At 60.0% G+C, this 17,411-nt stretch carries 13 protein-coding genes and 1 pseudogene; 2 read left to right on the top strand and 12 right to left on the bottom strand.

The window, feature by feature from the left end; all coding sequences use genetic code 11:
• Positions 1-45: 45 nt before the first annotated feature.
• The 12 genes and pseudogenes from arcA to gap form a co-directional block, all read right to left on the bottom strand.
• The gene (gene arcA, locus ACYZTX_RS23995; protein ID WP_347803469.1) at positions 46-1,302 is read right to left on the bottom strand and encodes an arginine deiminase; all 1,257 of its coding nucleotides are present in this window, start codon (positions 1,300-1,302) and stop codon (positions 46-48) included.
• A 35-nt stretch (positions 1,303-1,337) separates the two neighbouring features.
• Positions 1,338-2,765 (bottom strand): arginine-ornithine antiporter, encoded by a 1,428-nt coding sequence (gene arcD, locus ACYZTX_RS23990; RefSeq protein ID WP_462036126.1) that lies wholly within the window; start codon positions 2,763-2,765, stop codon positions 1,338-1,340.
• A 566-nt stretch (positions 2,766-3,331) separates the two neighbouring features.
• Positions 3,332-4,663 (bottom strand): CoA transferase, encoded by a 1,332-nt coding sequence (locus ACYZTX_RS23985; protein WP_462036125.1) that lies wholly within the window; start codon positions 4,661-4,663, stop codon positions 3,332-3,334.
• Positions 4,664-4,778: 115 nt separating this feature from the next.
• Positions 4,779-5,534: a methyl-accepting chemotaxis protein gene (locus ACYZTX_RS23980; protein WP_462037103.1), complete on the bottom strand. Its 756-nt coding sequence runs from the start codon at positions 5,532-5,534 to the stop codon at positions 4,779-4,781.
• Between the two features lie 102 nt (positions 5,535-5,636).
• Positions 5,637-6,776: pseudogene (locus ACYZTX_RS23975) on the bottom strand (methyl-accepting chemotaxis protein); the annotation flags it as partial.
• 319 nt (positions 6,777-7,095) lie between these two features.
• Positions 7,096-7,491 (bottom strand): YbaN family protein, encoded by a 396-nt coding sequence (locus ACYZTX_RS23970; protein ID WP_462036124.1) that lies wholly within the window; start codon positions 7,489-7,491, stop codon positions 7,096-7,098.
• Positions 7,492-7,552: 61 nt separating this feature from the next.
• Positions 7,553-8,161, bottom strand: a complete 609-nt coding sequence (locus ACYZTX_RS23965; RefSeq protein ID WP_462036123.1) for a biliverdin-producing heme oxygenase — start codon at positions 8,159-8,161, stop codon at positions 7,553-7,555.
• Between the two features lie 114 nt (positions 8,162-8,275).
• Complete coding sequence (locus ACYZTX_RS23960) at positions 8,276-10,840, bottom strand: TonB-dependent receptor (RefSeq protein WP_462036122.1); 2,565 nt, start codon at positions 10,838-10,840, stop codon at positions 8,276-8,278.
• Between the two features lie 122 nt (positions 10,841-10,962).
• Entirely contained in the window at positions 10,963-11,874 is a 912-nt protein-coding gene (locus tag ACYZTX_RS23955) for a FecR family protein (RefSeq protein ID WP_462036121.1), read from the bottom strand.
• Positions 11,875-12,069: 195 nt separating this feature from the next.
• Positions 12,070-12,588: an RNA polymerase sigma factor gene (locus ACYZTX_RS23950; protein WP_462036120.1), complete on the bottom strand. Its 519-nt coding sequence runs from the start codon at positions 12,586-12,588 to the stop codon at positions 12,070-12,072.
• 77 nt (positions 12,589-12,665) lie between these two features.
• Positions 12,666-13,130, bottom strand: a complete 465-nt coding sequence (locus tag ACYZTX_RS23945; RefSeq protein ID WP_462036119.1) for a methylglyoxal synthase — start codon at positions 13,128-13,130, stop codon at positions 12,666-12,668.
• A 137-nt stretch (positions 13,131-13,267) separates the two neighbouring features.
• Complete coding sequence (gene gap, locus ACYZTX_RS23940) at positions 13,268-14,269, bottom strand: type I glyceraldehyde-3-phosphate dehydrogenase (protein ID WP_462036118.1); 1,002 nt, start codon at positions 14,267-14,269, stop codon at positions 13,268-13,270.
• 221 nt (positions 14,270-14,490) lie between these two features.
• On the opposite strand from gap, the gene edd reads away from it, so the two are divergent.
• Positions 14,491-16,317, top strand: coding sequence for a phosphogluconate dehydratase (gene edd, locus ACYZTX_RS23935; RefSeq protein WP_462036117.1), 1,827 nt, complete (start codon positions 14,491-14,493; stop codon positions 16,315-16,317).
• Complete coding sequence (locus tag ACYZTX_RS23930) at positions 16,314-17,264, top strand: glucokinase (protein WP_462036116.1); 951 nt, start codon at positions 16,314-16,316, stop codon at positions 17,262-17,264. Before edd ends, ACYZTX_RS23930 begins: the two co-directional genes overlap by 4 nt.
• The last annotated feature ends 147 nt before the right edge of the window (positions 17,265-17,411 follow it).

Below are 17,411 nucleotides of genomic sequence, written 5' to 3'. Positions count from 1 at the left end.
ATCCGCCTGCTTCACGCGTTGTAAGCGTGAAGCCGGGCACCAGAATTAATAGTCGATAGGGTCGCGAATGATCGGGCAGGTCATGCAGTGGCCGCCGCCACGCCCGCGTCCCAGTTCACCGGCGCTGATGGTGATGACTTCCACGCCGGCCTTGCGCAGCAGGGTGTTGGTGTAGGTGTTGCGGTCATAACCGATCACCACGCCGGGCTCCAAGGCGACCACGTTGTTGCCGTCGTCCCACTGCTCGCGTTCGGCGGCAAAGCTGTTGCCGCCGGTTTCCACCACGCGCAAGGCTTTGAGGTTGAGTGCCTGGGCCACGGTGTCGAGGAGGTTGGTTTCCTCGCGGCGGATGTCGATGCCGCCCGGTTTGCCTTCGTCAGGGCGCAGGGTGAAGGCGACGATCTGGTTCACCACTTCGGGGAAGATGGTGACCAGGTCGCGGTCGCAGAAGCTGAACACGGTGTCCAGGTGCATCGCCGCGCGGGACTTCGGCAGGCCGGCGACGATAATTTTTTCCACGGCTTTGTTCTTGAAAAGGTTCAGCGCCAGTTGGCCGATGGCCTGACGGGACGAGCGTTCGCCCATACCGATCAACACCACGCCATTACCGATTGGCATCACGTCGCCGCCTTCGAGGGTGGCGCTGCCGTGTTCCTGATCCGGGTCGCCGTACCAGATTTCAAAGTCGGCGTTGGTGAACTGCGGATGGAATTTGTAAATGGCGCTGGCCAGCAAGGTTTCCTGGCGGCGCGCCGGCCAGTACATCGGGTTCAGCGTCACGCCACCGTAGATCCAAGAGGTGGTGTCGCGGGTGAACTGGGTGTTGGGCAGCGGCGGCAGAATGAAGCTGGAGTGGCCGAGGAAGTCGCGGAACATCTGGATGGTCTTGCCGCCGAAGCTGTCCGGCAGGTCATCGGCAGAGACGCCGCCAATCAGGAACTCGGCAATCTTGCGCGGCTCCAGGCTGCGCAGCCACGAACCGACTTCATTGATCAGGCCAAGGCCGACCGAATTGGCGGTGACCTTGCGTTCCAGAATCCAGTCCAGCGCTTCGGGGATCGCGACGATGTCGGTCAGCAGGTTGTGCATTTCCAGCACGTCGATGTTGCGTTCACGCATTTTGTTGACGAAGTCGAAATGGTCACGCTTGGCCTGGGCAACCCACAGCACATCATCGAAAAGCAGTTCATCGCAGTTGTTCGGGGTCAGCCGCTGGTGGGCCAGGCCGGGGGAGCAAACCATGACTTTGCGCAGTTTGCCGGCTTCGGAATGTACGCCGTACTTAACTTTTTCCGTGGTCATTACAGTGATCCTCCAGATGACAAAACAATCAGGTGTTACAGGGTCAGAAAGCCGTCATACAGCCCGTAGGCCGCCACCAGGGCACCTGCGACGACTGCGGCGAAAATCAGCTTCTCGACGTTGGTGAAAACCGGTTTGTTGACTTCAAGCTTGGCCTTGGCGAACAGGATCGCGCCGGGGGCATAGAGCAGGGCGGAGAGCAGCAGGTATTTGACGCCACCGGCATAGATCAGCCAGACCGCGTAAATCAACGCAACGGCGCCGATGAACAGGTCCTTGCTGCGTTCGGCGGCAGCGTTTTCATAGCTCTCGCCGCGCACCGCCAGCAGCAGCGCGTAGGCCGCCGACCACAGATATGGCACCAGAATCATCGAGGTGGCGAGGTAGATCAGCGACAGGTAAGTGCTGGCGGAAAACAGTGTGATGATGAGGAACAGCTGGACCATTGCGTTGGTCAGCCACAGCGCATTGACCGGCACATGGTTGGCGTTTTCTTTGCGCAGGAAGGCCGGCATGGTGTGGTCCTTGGCGGCGGCGAACATGATCTCTGCGCACAGCAACACCCACGACAGCAACGCGCCGAGCAGCGAGATGATCAGGCCAACGCTGATCAGCACCGCGCCCCAATGACCGACCACATGCTCCAGCACCGCGGCCATCGAAGGGTTTTGCAGTTTGGCCAGTTCCGGTTGAGTCATGATGCCCAGCGACAGCACATTCACCAGCACCAGAAACAGCAGCACGGTGATGAAGCCGATCACCGTGGCTTTACCGACGTCGCTGCGTTTTTCCGCACGGGCCGAGAAAATGCTCGCGCCTTCGATGCCGATGAACACCCAGACGGTGACCAGCATCATGTTGCGCACCTGGTTCATCACGCTGCCCAGGTCCGGGGTTTTCACGCCCCAGATGTCAGCGGTGAAGATGTCCAGCTTGAAGGCGAAAATCGCGATCAGCACAAACAGGACCAGCGGCACGATCTTGGCGACGGTGGTCACCAGGTTGATGAACGCCGCTTCCTTGATCCCGCGCAGCACCAGGAAATGCACGGCCCAGAGCAGCACCGAAGCGCCAATAACGGCGGCGACAGTATTGCCCTCGCCAAAAATCGGGAAAAAGTAACCGAGGGTGCTGAAGAGCAAAACGAAGTAACCGACGTTGCCCAGCCAGGCACTGATCCAGTAACCCCAGGCGGACGAGAAACCCATGTAGTCGCCGAAACCGGCTTTGGCGTAGGCGTAGACCCCGCCGTCCAGATCAGGCTTGCGATTGGCCAGGGTCTGGAACACGAAGGCCAGCGTCAGCATGCCTACGGCGGTGATCGCCCAACCGATCAGCACCGCGCCGACGTCGGCACTGGCGGCCATGTTCTGCGGCAAAGAGAAGATCCCGCCACCAATCATTGAGCCGACCACCAGCGCAACAAGTGCACCGAGTTTCAGTTTTCCGGGGGATTCAGACATTGCATGACTCCAATGCAGGAGAAGAGAGACAACAGAATAATACTGTTAGTTATTCACTCATCTGACATGGATCAATGCATAGGCACATTCCATTATTATTGAAAGACTTATGAACTTTTACCGAACATAACGGTACTGCTGGAAAGCCCTATCCAAAAGCCCCCCGAGATCAAACAGAAATAATGCTTATCGCATGGAGTTTTGAAGCTAGTTTGTTTTTGAGTTTTCGCAAATTTTCTTGTTTGCGTGTAGTTGAGAATTGAATTATTAGGTTCAACACGCAGAACTTCTATTGCGACGCGCCTGATACGTTAATTACCATTAATCAATAAACGTTATTACCGTTTGACTATTTAGTTAAATCGTTGGGCGATCACTGCCGTCGGTATGCTGACCCGGGCGTTAGTCTTCCAGCGGTCGCTGGAATGGAAACGGTGGTCGAAGGGGTGTATGCGCGCAGCATCGGATTGAAGGGGGAGCACGGCACGGCTCACCTTTGATCAGCGAGCCGGACACAGCAACATCGTGTTGACGGAAAGGCTCAGGGCGTGAAGGCGTCCGAAAAGTCACCACCACTGTGCGCGATGGGAACCCAATTCCCCGGCAGGAAGTGCCCACTGCATCGGAGTTCCGGTGATTTTCAGTGGCACATGCAGTCGATGCGCCGGTCCCCAGGTTGTCTGCTCAACCAACATGCCCTGATCGTTTTCACCCTCTGCCCGTAGCGGTTCGTGTGAACCAGCGCCCTGTTCAATCAACAACTTCGCTGTCCGCGCCAGCGACAACCGGGCCGACCCGCCACGCCCCAGCAACGTGATCGCCGCAGCCGCCATCAAATACCCGGTCGCGTGATCCAGCGCCTGCACCGGCAGTGGCGTCGGCTTATCCGCGTTCTTCCATCGCATGCCCGCTTCGGCAATCCCGCTGCTCATCTGCACCAGGCTGTCGAAGCCGCGGCGGTTCTGCCACGGGCCGCTCCAACCGTAAGCATTGAGGCAAACGTCGATCAGGCCGGGCGCCAGTTTCTGGCGTTCGGCGAAATCGTAACCCAGGCGTTCCAGCGCGTCGGCGCGGTAGCCGTGGAGCAGAATGTCAGCGTCCTTGAGCAGGCTTTCGAACACCGCGCGATCAGTCTTGCCGTGCAGGTTCAGGCGCGCGCAGCGTTTGCCCAGGGTGACTTCCGGCACCACGCCCGGTTCGTTCCAGGTCGGTGGGTCGATACGCAAAACGTCGGCGCCAAGGCCTGCGAGAAAGCGGCTGGCAATCGGGCCGGCGAGCACTCGGGTTAAATCCAGTACCTTGATCCCGGCCAGCGGTTGGGCCACCGAGCCATGCCATGTTTTCGTGTGCTGGCTGCTGTTGTCAGCAAACTGAATCAGCGGCTCGGCGTTCACGGCCTGACCTTGGGGATGCGCCTGCCATTGCGCCCAGCTACGCATCTCGGCGGCGCAGCCACCGGCATCGACCACGGCCTGCTCCAGATCACGTTTGGCCCATTGAGCAACTTTGCTCGCCATGGCTGCACGGTCGGCACAGGCGCCGAGCACTTTTTCGGCAGCGGCGCGGTGATGGGGCGCGTTGGTGTGCAGGCGGATCCAGCCATCCTGTGTGGCGTAGTCACCGGCGACCGGGTCCCAGAGCGGCGGGACGCTCCAGCCTATCGGGCGGATCGACGTGGAGAACCAGAAAGAGGCCAGTCGGCGGTCGACCTCAAGGGTGGGTAAGCGACCGGTGTGTTGCTGGAGCCATTCGCTGACAGCCTGGCCGGCAACGGCAATGCTGGCGCACGCCAGGTCGGTGACGGCAAACGCCGAGGGCAGGGCGCCACTCGAGGTGAACTTGACCTGAGTGTGGGGCAAGCCGAGTGCGGCTTGAATGGACGTGAGTAAATCAGTCATCGAAGGCCCTCCGGGAGAGAGGGCAGCATAGATCAAAAGATCAAAAGATCGCAGCCTTCGGCAGCTCCTACAGGGATCGGTGTAGGAGCTGCCGAAGGCTGCGATCTTTTGAGGGTTACACCCTGAACTGATCCATCAATTTCATCTGATGGGTGGTCAAAGAGTTGAGCTGGCTGCTGATCTGCGCTGACTCAGTGGCCTGCCTGGTCAAGGTTTCGGTGACGGTGCGGATCGCCGAGACGTTGCGGTTGACCTCTTCGGCCACGGCGCTTTGCTGTTCGGCGGCGCTGGCGATTTGCAGGTTCATGTCGCTGATGACCGTCACTGCGTCGCTGATTTTGCTCAAGGCCTTAACCGCTTGCTGAATCTGCCCTGCGTTGCTGTGGGCCTGGGTCTGGCTCGAATGCATCGTGGCCACCACGCCGCGAGTGCCGGTCTGGATGCGTTCGATCACGATGCGAATTTCTTCCACCGAATCCTGTGTGCGTTTGGCCAGGTTGCGCACCTCATCGGCGACCACCGCAAACCCGCGACCGCTCTCGCCGGCACGGGCTGCTTCAATCGCCGCGTTGAGCGCCAGCAGGTTGGTTTGTTCGGCGATGCTGCGGATCACTTCCAGCACCGAGCCGATCTGCTCGCTGTTGACCGCCAGCGCTTCGACTTCGGTCACCGCTTTGCTGACTTCGTCGGCCAGCAGGTTGATGTCGCGGGTGCTGCGCTCGATGATCGACATGCCATCGCGAGCCGATTGATCCGCGCCTTTAGCCGCGTTGGCCGCGTTCGAGGCACTGTTGGCGACGTCGTGGGCGGTGGCGCTCATCTCGTTGGACGCGGTGGCCACCTGGTCGATTTCGCGGAACTGCACCTGCATGCCTTCGCTGGTCTGGCGGGCGATTTCCGAGGACTGGTCGGCCGTGCCGCGCGCATCAGTGATGCTTAGTTTGATCTGCGCGATGGTCGGTTGCAGCTTGTCGAGGAAACGGTTGAACCAGCTGACCAGTTCGCCCAGTTCGTCTTTCTTGCTGTAGTGCAGACGTTGAGTCAGGTCGCCGTCGCCGCTGGCAATCGCCTTGAGCATCTCGGCCACGCTGTTGATCGGCCGAGTCACGCCAGACGCTGTGAGCCAGATCAGCAACAGACCGACCAGGCCGGCCGCGACAGCCACCAGCACCGCTTTGATCGTGCCGCTTTGCTGGGCGTCATCGAGTACGGCTTGCAACTTCACCGAGTCGGCCAGCAGCACTTGCTTCGGCAAGTCGATCACCACGCCCCAGGCCTTGGACTCGGCAATCGGACTGACCGGGAACACCGCGCGAATCAGGTCGCCCTGTTCGAGGATCTTCGGCGTACCACCGCTGAGCAGTTGCAGGACGTCCTTGCCGTCTGCGCCCAGGGTGTCACCGATGCTTTTGCCGACCTTGCTCGCGTCGATACTGTAACCGGCGAGTACGCCGCTGCCGGAGACGATCAGCATGTGCCCGGCGCTGTTGAACAGATCACGTTGGGAGTCGACAGTCGCCGCTTGCAGCGCGTCGAGGGCAATGTCCACACCGACCACGCCGATGGATTTGCCGTCCACCAACAGCGGTACGGAAATGCTGGTCATCAGCATTTCCTTGCCGCCGACGGTATCGGCATAGGGGTCGAGCAGGCAGGTACGCTTGCTGTCGCGAGGGCAGGTGTACCAGCTGTTGTAGGGTGTACCGCTGACGCTCAAGGTGGTTTTGGTCATGTCGTCTTCGACCATGATCGTGTTGATCCCGGCACCGCCGGCACGGCTCCAGTAGCTGGCGAAACGACCGGTTTCGTTGGACTGGCGAGCTTCATCGTTGGCGAACTCGCTGTCCTTGCCGTCCAACCCGTTGGGTTCGAACGCCAGCCAGATCCCCAGCACTTTGCTGTTGCGCTCGAAGGCGGTTTTCAGGCTCTGGTTCAACTCTTCACGCAGGGCGCCAGCTTCAAGGGAGCGCTTGCTCGCCAGGGTGCGCAAGTCCTTGATCTGATCGGCCAGGGCGGTCACCACCAGCAGGCTTTCGCCAAAGGTCTTCTGCACCTGCACCGCTTGCTCGGCGGCCTTGGCCTGGAGCAGGTTCTGCACACTGGCGGTGAGCATCTTGCTGCTGGAGGCGCTGACCAGTTCATCGTTCTGATCGGTCTGGTAGATGTTCATGCCGACGATCAAGACGACCACGCCAAGCAGGCACAGACCGGACAGCAGGACGATTTTCAGGCGGATGGAAACAGAGTCGAACATAGGACGAACTCGCGAATGGATGAGGTGTTGGCTATGAGTCGGGATCGACCCGGTTTGCCAAGTCCATTCAGCGCCATTTCATCCACATCGGCGGGGGCGCAGGTTGCATGAACGCAAAGCCGACGAACGGTAATAGTTGAACGTTTGCGCAGGAAAATTCCCTGAAAAGGACAGAAATTCAGGAGATTGTCGGCAGCGATTCCGGCCGTGACCAGATCCACACATTACCCAGGCTCATGCCGACGATGGCCAGGTAAATCGTCCAGCCATGATCGAGCATCACCAGCATCAACCCGGCGCACAGCAGCATACTGACGGTGGCACTGACCTTGGCTCTGCGGGCGATGATTTTGCCGTTGCGCCAGTTGCACAGGATCGGCCCGAACAGCCGGTGATTTTCCAGCCAGGCACTCAGGCGCGGCGAACTTTTGGTCGCGGCCCAAGCAGCCAGCAGGATGAACTCGGTGGTCGGCAGGCCAGGTACGACGATGGCGATCAGGCCGATGCCCAGGCTGACGTAGGCCAGGAGACCGAAGAGGATTCGTGCGAGTTTTGAGGAGACTGGGTGAGGCATAGGGCTCAATCGGCAAGTCCCCGGTGGGAGCAAGCTCGCTCCCACAGGGAAATGCATTCAGTCAGGCGAGTTCGGGGGTGGAGGCGTAAGCCTGTTCCAGCAGCACGGTAAAGCGATTGAACGCATCGATTGCGCCTTTCTCCACTTCGGCTTCTTCCTGAGCGCTGAACGCCACCTCGTCGAGGGTTTTGACGAAGCTTTTCCAGCCTTCAGCACGGCCACCGGCCGGTTCAGCGAGGTGGCGAGCGCCGAAGGTTTCGCTCAGCCCAAGGCCCACGGCACGCTTGATCAGGAACGCCGCGCCGAGTTTCGAGCCTTCAGACACGAAGAGCCAGCCCAGGGCCTCAGCTTTGGTTGGATTCTTCACGGCACCTTCGACGGGCGCCGGAACTTCAGTGTCCAGATCAGCCAGGTCAGTCTCGGCCGCTTCAGCACGGCAGCGGGCCGGCAGGTCCGCAACGATGGACGTCAGCTCGGCATCGTTGTACAGCGACACCAGTTCCGACTGAAACAAATATTGAGCAACCACGAAACGCGCGAAGTTGGCCTGGGTTTCAAACGGTGCGTGCGCTTTGACCAGCGCATCGAGTTGGGTGTGAGGTTCATGGGTGATCTGGTTCAAGCGTTGCGAACGCAGAGTCGGGTGTTGAGCAGTGTTCTGAGTGGTCATGAGAAGTCCTTGAGAAAAAGAGGCGCTTGGTAACGAGACGAATGACGAGGCGCCGAACAGTAAAAAATCCTCACGGCGCTGCTTCTAAACCGCAGCGCCGTGAAGTGAATCAAGTCAGATGTCCCAGACCAGATTGACCGCGAAGTTGCGACCCGGTTGAGTCAGGCGATCGAGGTTGGCCGGTTGAGTTACCGAGGCTTCGCCGACGCTGTCGTATCCGCGCACGTCGTCCCACTGCCAGTACTTTTTGTTGGTCAGGTTGTAGAGGCCGGCATTGACGGTTACATCGTCGGTCACCTTGTAGAAACCAGCCAGGTCGAGTACGCCATAGCCCGGGGTCTTGAACTGGGTGCTAGTGCCGTCCGGGGTTTTGAAGCTGGTGCTGTCGACGCGGGTCTTGCGTTTAACCAGTGTCCAGCTCATCAGGGCACCGTAGTTGTCTTGGTCATAACCCAGACCGAACACGCCGGTCAGCGGGTTGATACTGTTCAGCGGCTCGCCGCTGTCATCGTTACGGCCGTACAGATACGACATCGAGCCTTGGGTGTAGAGGCCGGTTGGCGCACCGAAGGTGTCGAGGTTCAGGCGACCCTTGAGCTCCAGACCCTTGATGGTGGCGTGCTTGATGTTGTTGCTCTGGAACGTGGTCTCTGTGTAGCCGGGAGTGATGGCGTTCTCGTCGATAAAGTCGCGGTATTTGTTGTAGAACACCGCCATATCGAAAGTGCCCGCCTCAAACTGGCCGCGCAAGCCGGTTTCATAACTCTTGCTCTTTTCCGGCTCCAGATCGGGATTAGGCGCGACTTGATAGCCGCCGGCCAGGTTTTCGAAGCGACCATACAGGGCCTTGGCGGTCGGCGTCCGGAAGCCTTCGGCGTACTGTCCGTACCAGGTGTAGTGGTCGTTGAAGCTGTAGGTGGTGCCGAATTTTGGCGACAGACGATGCCAGGTTTTGGTGTCGTCGCTCACCACACCGTTGCCGCTCTGGTCAGCGGTGACCAGGAACTCGTCCGTGATGTGTGGCTTTAGCTGGGTGTAGTCGTAGCGTGCGCCAGGCAGGAAGGTCCAGTTGTTCCAGCTGATCTGATCCTGGGCGAACAGGCTGTAGCTGTTGATGGTCGGGTCCGGGAAGTCGCTGGCGGGTTTCAGGGTGTCGGCGGCGCTGGCGGCACCGATGACTCGGCAGGCGCCGGCCACTGTCAGGCAGGTGCCGCTACCGGTGCGCAGACCGGTGACTTTGTCCTGTTTGAGGGTGGTGCCATAGGTGACACGGTGATCGGTGTCGGCGATGGCAAACGACTTGTCAGCCTGGGCATCGAACACCCATTGGCGATCTTTATAAGTGGTCTCGCGGTTGCGCAGCACGGTGCGCGACGGCGCGTAGATTTCTTCGGTGCTCTGGTCGGTCTTGGCGATCTGGTAGTTCAGCGTCCACTTGATGTTGTCAGCCAGGACGCTGTCCAGTGCAAAGCTGTGTTCCAGACCGAAGCGTTCGCGAGTGACTGTGTCGTTGCCGGTACGGGATTTATAGAAGCCGAAACCGCGTCCTGCGTTGAATGGGCCGCCCACTGCGCTCAACTGGTGGGTGTCGCGGTCGTCCTTGTAGTGCTCGTAGGTCAGACCGAAGCGCGCATCGTCGGCGTAGTTCCAGCCTAGCTTGGCCAGCACGTTGGTGGTGCGCACGTCCTCGGGGTTGGCCTCGGTGCGGGTCAGACCGGTGCCGCCGGTTTCGCCGTAGGACTCTGTTTCATGACCATTGCGCTGACTCAAGTGCAACAGGCCGTCGAAGTCGCCGGTGCGACCGGCCACGGTACCGGAGGTCAGCCAGCTGTGGTCGGCCGAGCTGTAGCCGGTCTTCAGGCGTGCGCCGACGTCTTTGCCCTGTTTGATGATGTCGTCCGGGTCCAGCGTGTAGTAGCTGACCGCACCGCCGATGGCGTTGCTGCCGTAGAGCACCGACGCCGGGCCGCGCAAGATCTCGACGCGCTTGACGATCTCGGGGTCGACGTAGTTGCGGTTGGCCTGGGCGTACGGGCCGTTGAAGAAACTGTCGGGTACCTGCACACCGTCGATCTGGGTCAGTACGCGGTCGCCGTCGATGCCGCGGATGTTGTAGCCAGTGATGCCGGCGCGCTGACCCGAACCGCCCACCGAAACGCCCGGCTCGTAGCGCACCAGATCCTTGATGTTATTCACATTGTTGCGGTCCAGCTCTTCGCGGGTCTGGACGGTGACGGTGCTCGGCACGCTGTTCACGTCCTGTTCCTGACGGGTGGCGCTGATGGTCACCTGTTCCAGGTTGAGCGCGCCGCTGTTACTGCGCTTCTCCAACACGATGTTGTTGTTGCCCAGTTTGCGATAGCTCAGGTTGGTCCCCACCAACAGGCGATCGAGGGCTTTCTCCGGTGGCAGCGAACCCCGCACGCCCGGCGAGGCCACGCCTTCAGCCAGTTCTGCCGGCAAGCCGACCTGCCAGCCTGTCACGGCGGTAAAGGCATTGAGTGCCGAGACCAGCGACTGCTGAGGGATGGCGAACGCGTAATCGCCCATGTTGCGGGTCGGTTGCTCTGCAGCGGTGGCGGCCATCAGCGGCGCGCTGCCTGCCATCAGGATGGCGGCGGTCAGCAGCGTCAGCACGCGAGAAGGTGAAGAAGGTTGGCGGGTAAGGCGAGAGGACATCGATAACGCTCCGTGTCGCACGAATCTTTATAGGTGCTGAATGGCATCCAGAGATGCGAATCAATTGCATTGGCTATAACGAGACGTACGGGGTTTGGCTATCGAGTAAAAATAATTCTCATTTAGTTCAAAATGACCAGAGCCGGGAATTCCTGAAGCCGCGCCGAGGTGATGTGGGCCAGCGAACGGACCACGTCTAAGGGCTGGTCGAGTCGGTAGTTGCCGGTGACGGTGATGTCGGCCAACTGCTCGTTGTTGTTGATGATGATCCAGCCTGGATAGTAACGACGCAGCTCCGCCAGTACCTGGCTCAGCGGACAGTTTTCGAACACCAGTCGACCCTGGACCCATGCCAGATCGGTCGTGGCATCAAGTTTGGCGGGGCGATCGAAACCGTTGGGGCCGATGCGGATGCTTTCTCCGGCGGACAATCGAATTCGCGCGTCGTCGCGGGTCGCTCGCAAGTCGACATCCCCACGCTGCACCCGAACCTGTGCCACACCGTCCAGATAACGCACAGCAAAGGCGGTGTCCCGAACGCTGGCTTTGACCGGCCCGGCGTCGATTTCCAGCGGCTGGCCGCGATTGGCCGCCACCTCGAAAAATGCTTCGCCCTGATACAAACGGGCAACGCGCTGTTGATCATTGATGGTGCTGGAGAAGGCCGAATTGGTATTGAGAAGGACCTTCGAGCCGTCCTCCAATTGCAGACGTTGACGTTCACCGACCACAGTCAGGTGATCAGCCTGCAGGCGCATCGGCAGATTGCTGAAGCCGAACACACCGAGGATCAGCACGGCGGCAGTGGCCAGCGGTTTCCAGTGAGGCCGCAGGCGCGAAAGGACGGTCACTTTCGGCGGGCGCGCGGCCAGGCTTTGCGCACATTGCACGACCTGCGGACCATCCCAGATCGCCTGAGCCTTGGCGAACGCCTCGGCATGCAACGGATTGGCGGCCAGCCAGTCGTGAAACTGTCGGGTCTGTTCCTCGCTCGGACTGTCCAGCACGATCAGCCAGTCCAGGGCCTGGTCCATCGCGCTGGCGGGGTCCCGCGCCGGGGAGGGCGGAGGGGGGGCGGGGGGAGGCACTGGAAGCGTGTCCGTCACGGTGTTTCCTCGGCAGTGTCTTGGCACGGCTGTTTTTTTAATGAAGCTTGAAAGTGGGCAAGGGTAGCAAAGCCCGATAGTCCGTGCAGTTCATCCTCACACGTTGAGAATAAACCTACAGACTCAGTCTCCGTTTAACCGTTCGGCCACGCCGACGCAGATCGCCATGATCAGTTTCAGTTCCTTTTGCACGGTGCTCAATGACACGCCGAGCTTCTCGGCGATCGCCAGATAGCTGTGCCCGTGCAGACGGCTGAGGATGAAAATCTGCTGCTGACGGGGGCTGAGTTCATTGAGGCTCACGTTCAAACGCTCAAGCAATTGTTCGGCATGGGCGGCGTCCTCGACACTGCAGGCGGGGGCGGCGACGCTTTCCATCACGTCCAGCGGCACGCCGTCGAGCAGGGTGCGGGACTGAATGCGCCGCGCACGCAAATGGTCCAGCGCCAGGTTGCGGGCGGTCTGGAAAACGAAGGGTTCAAGGTGATCGATAGCCCGCTCACTGAGTGCCCGGGTCACTCGCAGGTAGGTCTCCTGCAGGAGGTCTTCGGCGGTGCTGTGATTGTTGACCATCCGCTCCAACGTGCGCAGCAGAGAGACTCGCTGGGCGATGAAGACGTGATTGAAGCGAGATTGACTCACGGGAGGACCTGATCCATTTCGAGCGAATGATAATGCTTATCATCCGCTCGAGTGGTCAAGTATTGATTTGTGAAGGTTTAGGCCCGGCCCAACAGATAGGTCGCGTAATCGGGGATCCGATGTTCGTGCATCTGCTCCATCATCGGGCTGCTGAGCAGGTAATCGGCGCTGCATTCGTTGCAGGCGACGGGAATGTTCCAGACCGCCGCGACTCGCAATAACGCCTTGATGTCCGGGTCGTGCGGCTGAGGCTCGAACGGGTCCCAGAAGAACACCAACATGTCGACCCGCTGCTCGGCAATTCGCGCACCGAGTTGCTGGTCGCCGCCCAACGGGCCGCTGATCATGCTCTCCACAGGCAAATCCAGGCGTTGTTGCAACAACAACCCGGTGGTGCCGGTGGCGACCAGTTCATGCTGTGCGAGTCTGTCTTTGTGCCGCTCGGCCCAGTCCAGCAAAAACACCTTGCAGTGGTCATGGGCGACCAAGGCAATACGCTTGCGCGCTGCCATGGTCTTTTGCGTAAAACTGATGCCGATCATCGGTGTGGCTCCGAGGCGTAATGCGCTGCGTAGGAGCTGCCGAAGGCTGCGATCTTTTGATCTTGATCTTCTCGGGATCGCTGAAAAACAAGATCAACAGATCGCAGCCTTCGGCAGCTCCTACTCGTAAGCTTCGCTTACTCTGCGTTGCAGAGCGCCAGGCAGTTATCGAGCATGCGGTTGGAGAAACCCCATTCGTTGTCGTACCAGGCCAGCACCTTGAGCAGTTTGCCGCTGGACTTGGTGTGGTTGGCGTCGAAGATCGACGACAGCGGGTTGTGGTTGAAGTCGCTGGAGACCAGCGGCAGGGTGTTGTAACCGAGAATCTTCGAGTGCTGGCTGGCTTCTTTGAGCAGTGCATTCACTTCATCGGCCGACGCTTCGCGCTTGAGCTGCACAGTCAGGTCCACCAGCGACACGTTGATCACCGGAACACGCACTGCCATGCCGGTCAGTTTTCCCGCCAGTTCCGGCAGCACCAGGCCGACGGCTTCAGCAGCGCCGGTTTTGCTCGGGATCATGTTCTGGGTGGCTGAACGCGCGCGGTATGGGTCGGTGTGGTAGACGTCGGTCAGGTTCTGATCGTTGGTGTAGGCGTGAATAGTGGTCATCAGACCGCTTTCGATGCCCAGCTCGCGGTGCAGCACCTGGGCCACCGGGGCCAGGCAGTTGGTGGTGCACGACGCGTTGGAAATAATCTGATGCGATTGGCGCAGAATGTCGTGGTTAACGCCGTACACCACGGTGGCGTCGGCGCCTTTGGCCGGGGCCGAGATGATCACTTTGCGTGCGCCAGCCGTAATATGCGCGGCGGCTTTGGCTCGGTCGGTGAACAAACCGGTGCATTCGAACACGACATCAATTTTTTCCGCGGCCCAGGGCAGTTCGGCCGGGTTACGAATGGCGCTGACAGAAATACGGTCGCCGTTGACGGTCAGGCTTTCCAGATCATGCTGAACATCGGCGTCGAACGTGCCGTGAACAGTGTCGTACTTGAGCAGATGAGCGTTCATCGCGCTGTCGCCCAAGTCATTGATGGCAACGATCTGCAGGTCCTGGCGATAACCTTGGGTATACAGTGCACGCAGGACGTTACGGCCAATTCGGCCAAAACCATTGATTGCGATTCGAAGAGTCATTTAACAGGGGCCGCCGTCGATTTGTTGTTGGAATTACAAGATTATTCGCATAAAAATAGAAAACAAGCCTTTTTAATGGCAATATTTTGTTCAATCTACAACGAGTGACCTGAATCAACTGGTCCGACCGAACAAGAAAACCGTCTGTCATCCCATCAACAACGGCTCTTGCTCAACATAGACAATCAGGTCGCCACATCCGTTAGCCTGGAGTTCTACACATGCATCCCCGCGTCCTTGAGGTCACCGAACGGCTTATCGCCCGCAGCCGCGCCACGCGTGAGGCTTACCTTGCACTGATTCGTGGTGCTGCCAGCGACGGTCCTATGCGTGGCAAGCTGCAGTGCGCCAACTTCGCCCACGGCGTAGCCGGGTGCGGCACCGACGACAAGAACAGTCTGCGAATGATGAACTCCGCGAACATTGCGATTGTTTCGTCGTATAACGACATGCTCTCGGCACATCAGCCGTACGAAGTCTTTCCTGAACAGATCAAAAAAGCCCTGCGTGAAATCGGCTCCGTCGGCCAGTTCGCCGGTGGTACCCCGGCCATGTGTGATGGCGTGACCCAAGGCGAGCCGGGCATGGAACTGAGCCTGCCGAGCCGCGAAGTGATCGCGCTGTCCACCGCAGTGGCGCTGTCCCACAACATGTTCGACGGCGCGCTGATGCTCGGCATCTGCGACAAGATCGTGCCGGGGCTGATGATGGGCGCGCTGCGCTTCGGTCACTTGCCGACCATCTTCGTGCCGGGCGGGCCGATGGTTTCGGGCATTTCCAACAAACAGAAAGCCGACGTTCGCCAGCGCTACGCCGAAGGCAAGGCCAGCCGCGAAGAGCTGCTGGAATCGGAGATGAACTCCTACCACAGCCCGGGTACCTGCACTTTTTACGGCACCGCCAACACCAACCAGTTGCTGATGGAAGTCATGGGCCTGCACTTGCCGGGCGCCTCGTTCGTCAACCCGAACACGCCTTTGCGCGATGCCCTGACCCGCGAAGCGGCGCATCAGGTCACGCGTCTGACCAAGCAAAGCGGCGACTTTATGCCGATCGGCGAAATCGTCGACGAGCGTTCGCTGGTCAACTCCATCGTGGCCCTGCACGCCACCGGCGGCTCGACCAACCACACGCTGCACATGCCGGCGATCGCCATGGCGGCGGGTATTCAATTGACCTGGCAGGACATGGCCGACCTCTCCGAGGTGGTGCCGACCCTGAGCCACGTCTACCCGAACGGCAAAGCCGACATCAACCACTTCCAGGCCGCGGGCGGCATGTCGTTCCTGATCCGCGAACTGCTGGAAGCCGGCTTGCTCCACGAAAACGTCAACACGGTGCTGGGCCACGGCCTGAGCCGCTACACCATGGAGCCGTTCCTCGAAAACGGCGAACTGGTCTGGCGCGAAGGCCCGATCGAAAGCCTCGACGAGACCATCCTGCGTCCAGTCGCTCGCGCATTCTCGCCAGAGGGCGGCTTGCGGGTCATGGAAGGCAACCTCGGGCGTGGCGTGATGAAAGTGTCCGCCGTGGCGTTGGAAAACCAGATCGTCGAAGCACCGGCCATGGTGTTCCAGGATCAGCAGGATCTTGCCGATGCGTTCAAGGCCGGTTTGCTGGAGAAGGATTTTGTCGCCGTGATGCGCTTCCAGGGTCCGCGCTCCAACGGCATGCCGGAATTGCACAAAATGACGCCGTTCCTCGGTGTGCTGCAGGATCGCGGCTTCAAAGTGGCGCTGGTGACGGACGGGCGCATGTCCGGTGCGTCGGGGAAAATCCCGGCGGCGATTCACGTCAGTCCTGAAGCGTATGTGGGCGGCGCTTTGGCGCGGGTGCAAGAGGGCGATATCATCCGCGTCGATGGCGTCAAAGGCACCCTGGAGCTTAAGGTGGACGCCGAAGAATTCGCGGCGCGCGAACCTGCCAAGGGCCTGTTGGGCAATAACATCGGCAGCGGTCGCGAGCTGTTTGGTTTCATGCGCATGGCCTTCAGCTCGGCGGAGCAGGGCGCCAGCGCCTTTACTTCTGCCCTGGAGACGCTTAATTGAAACTGGCTTTGGTCGGTGACATCGGTGGGACCAACGCACGTTTCGCGTTGTGGAAAAACCAGCAGCTGGAATCGATCCAGGTGCTGGCGACGGCCGATCACGCCAGCCCGGAAGAGGCCATTGCCCTCTACCTGAGCGGGCTTGGCCTGGCGCCGGGTTCGATCGGTTCGGTGTGCCTGTCGGTGGCCGGACCGGTGAGTGGCGATGAATTCAAGTTCACCAACAATCACTGGCGACTCAGCCGCAAGGGATTCTGCAAGACCTTGCAGGTGGATCAACTGTTGCTGGTCAATGACTTCTCGGCGATGGCGCTGGGCATGACCCGTTTGCAGCCGGACGAGTTTCGGGTGGTCTGCGAAGGCACGCCGGAACCGTTGCGGCCGGCGGTGGTGATCGGTCCGGGCACGGGCCTCGGCGTCGGCACATTGCTCGATCTCGGTGAAGGGCGGTTTGCCGCGTTGCCGGGAGAGGGCGGTCACGTCGATTTGCCGCTGAGCAGTCCGCGGGAAACTCAGTTGTGGCAACACATCTTCAACGAGATCGGCCATGTCAGCGCTGAAACAGCCTTGAGCGGCAGCGGCTTGCCTCGGGTTTATCGGGCGATTTGTGCGGTGGACGGTCATGAACCCGTGCTGAATTCCCCCGAGTCGATTACCGCTGCCGGTCTGGCCGGCGATCCGATTGCCCTAGAAGTGCTTGAGCAGTTCTGCTGCTGGCTGGGTCGTGTGGCCGGCAACAACGTGCTGACCACGGGCGGTCGCGGCGGCGTGTACATCGTGGGCGGGGTGATTCCGCGGTTCGCCGATTTCTTCATCGAAAGCGGCTTTGCCCGGTGCTTTGCTGACAAGGGCTGCATGAGCGATTACTTCAAAGGCATCCCGGTGTGGCTGGTGACGGCGCCCTATTCCGGCCTTGTTGGTGCGGGTGTAGCGCTGGATCAGGCCTGAAATGCAATTGAAAATGTGGGAGCGGGCTTGCTCGCGAAAGCGGTGTATCAGTCGACATCAATGTTGAATGTCAGTCCGCTTTCGCGAGCAAGCCCGCTCCCACAGTAGTTCTGCGGTGTTTGTTGGTTCCGCGCTTAAGGCATAATC

Source organism: Pseudomonas sp. MDT1-17, assembly GCF_054898105.1.
This window is presented reverse-complemented; position numbering and strand designations above follow the sequence as displayed.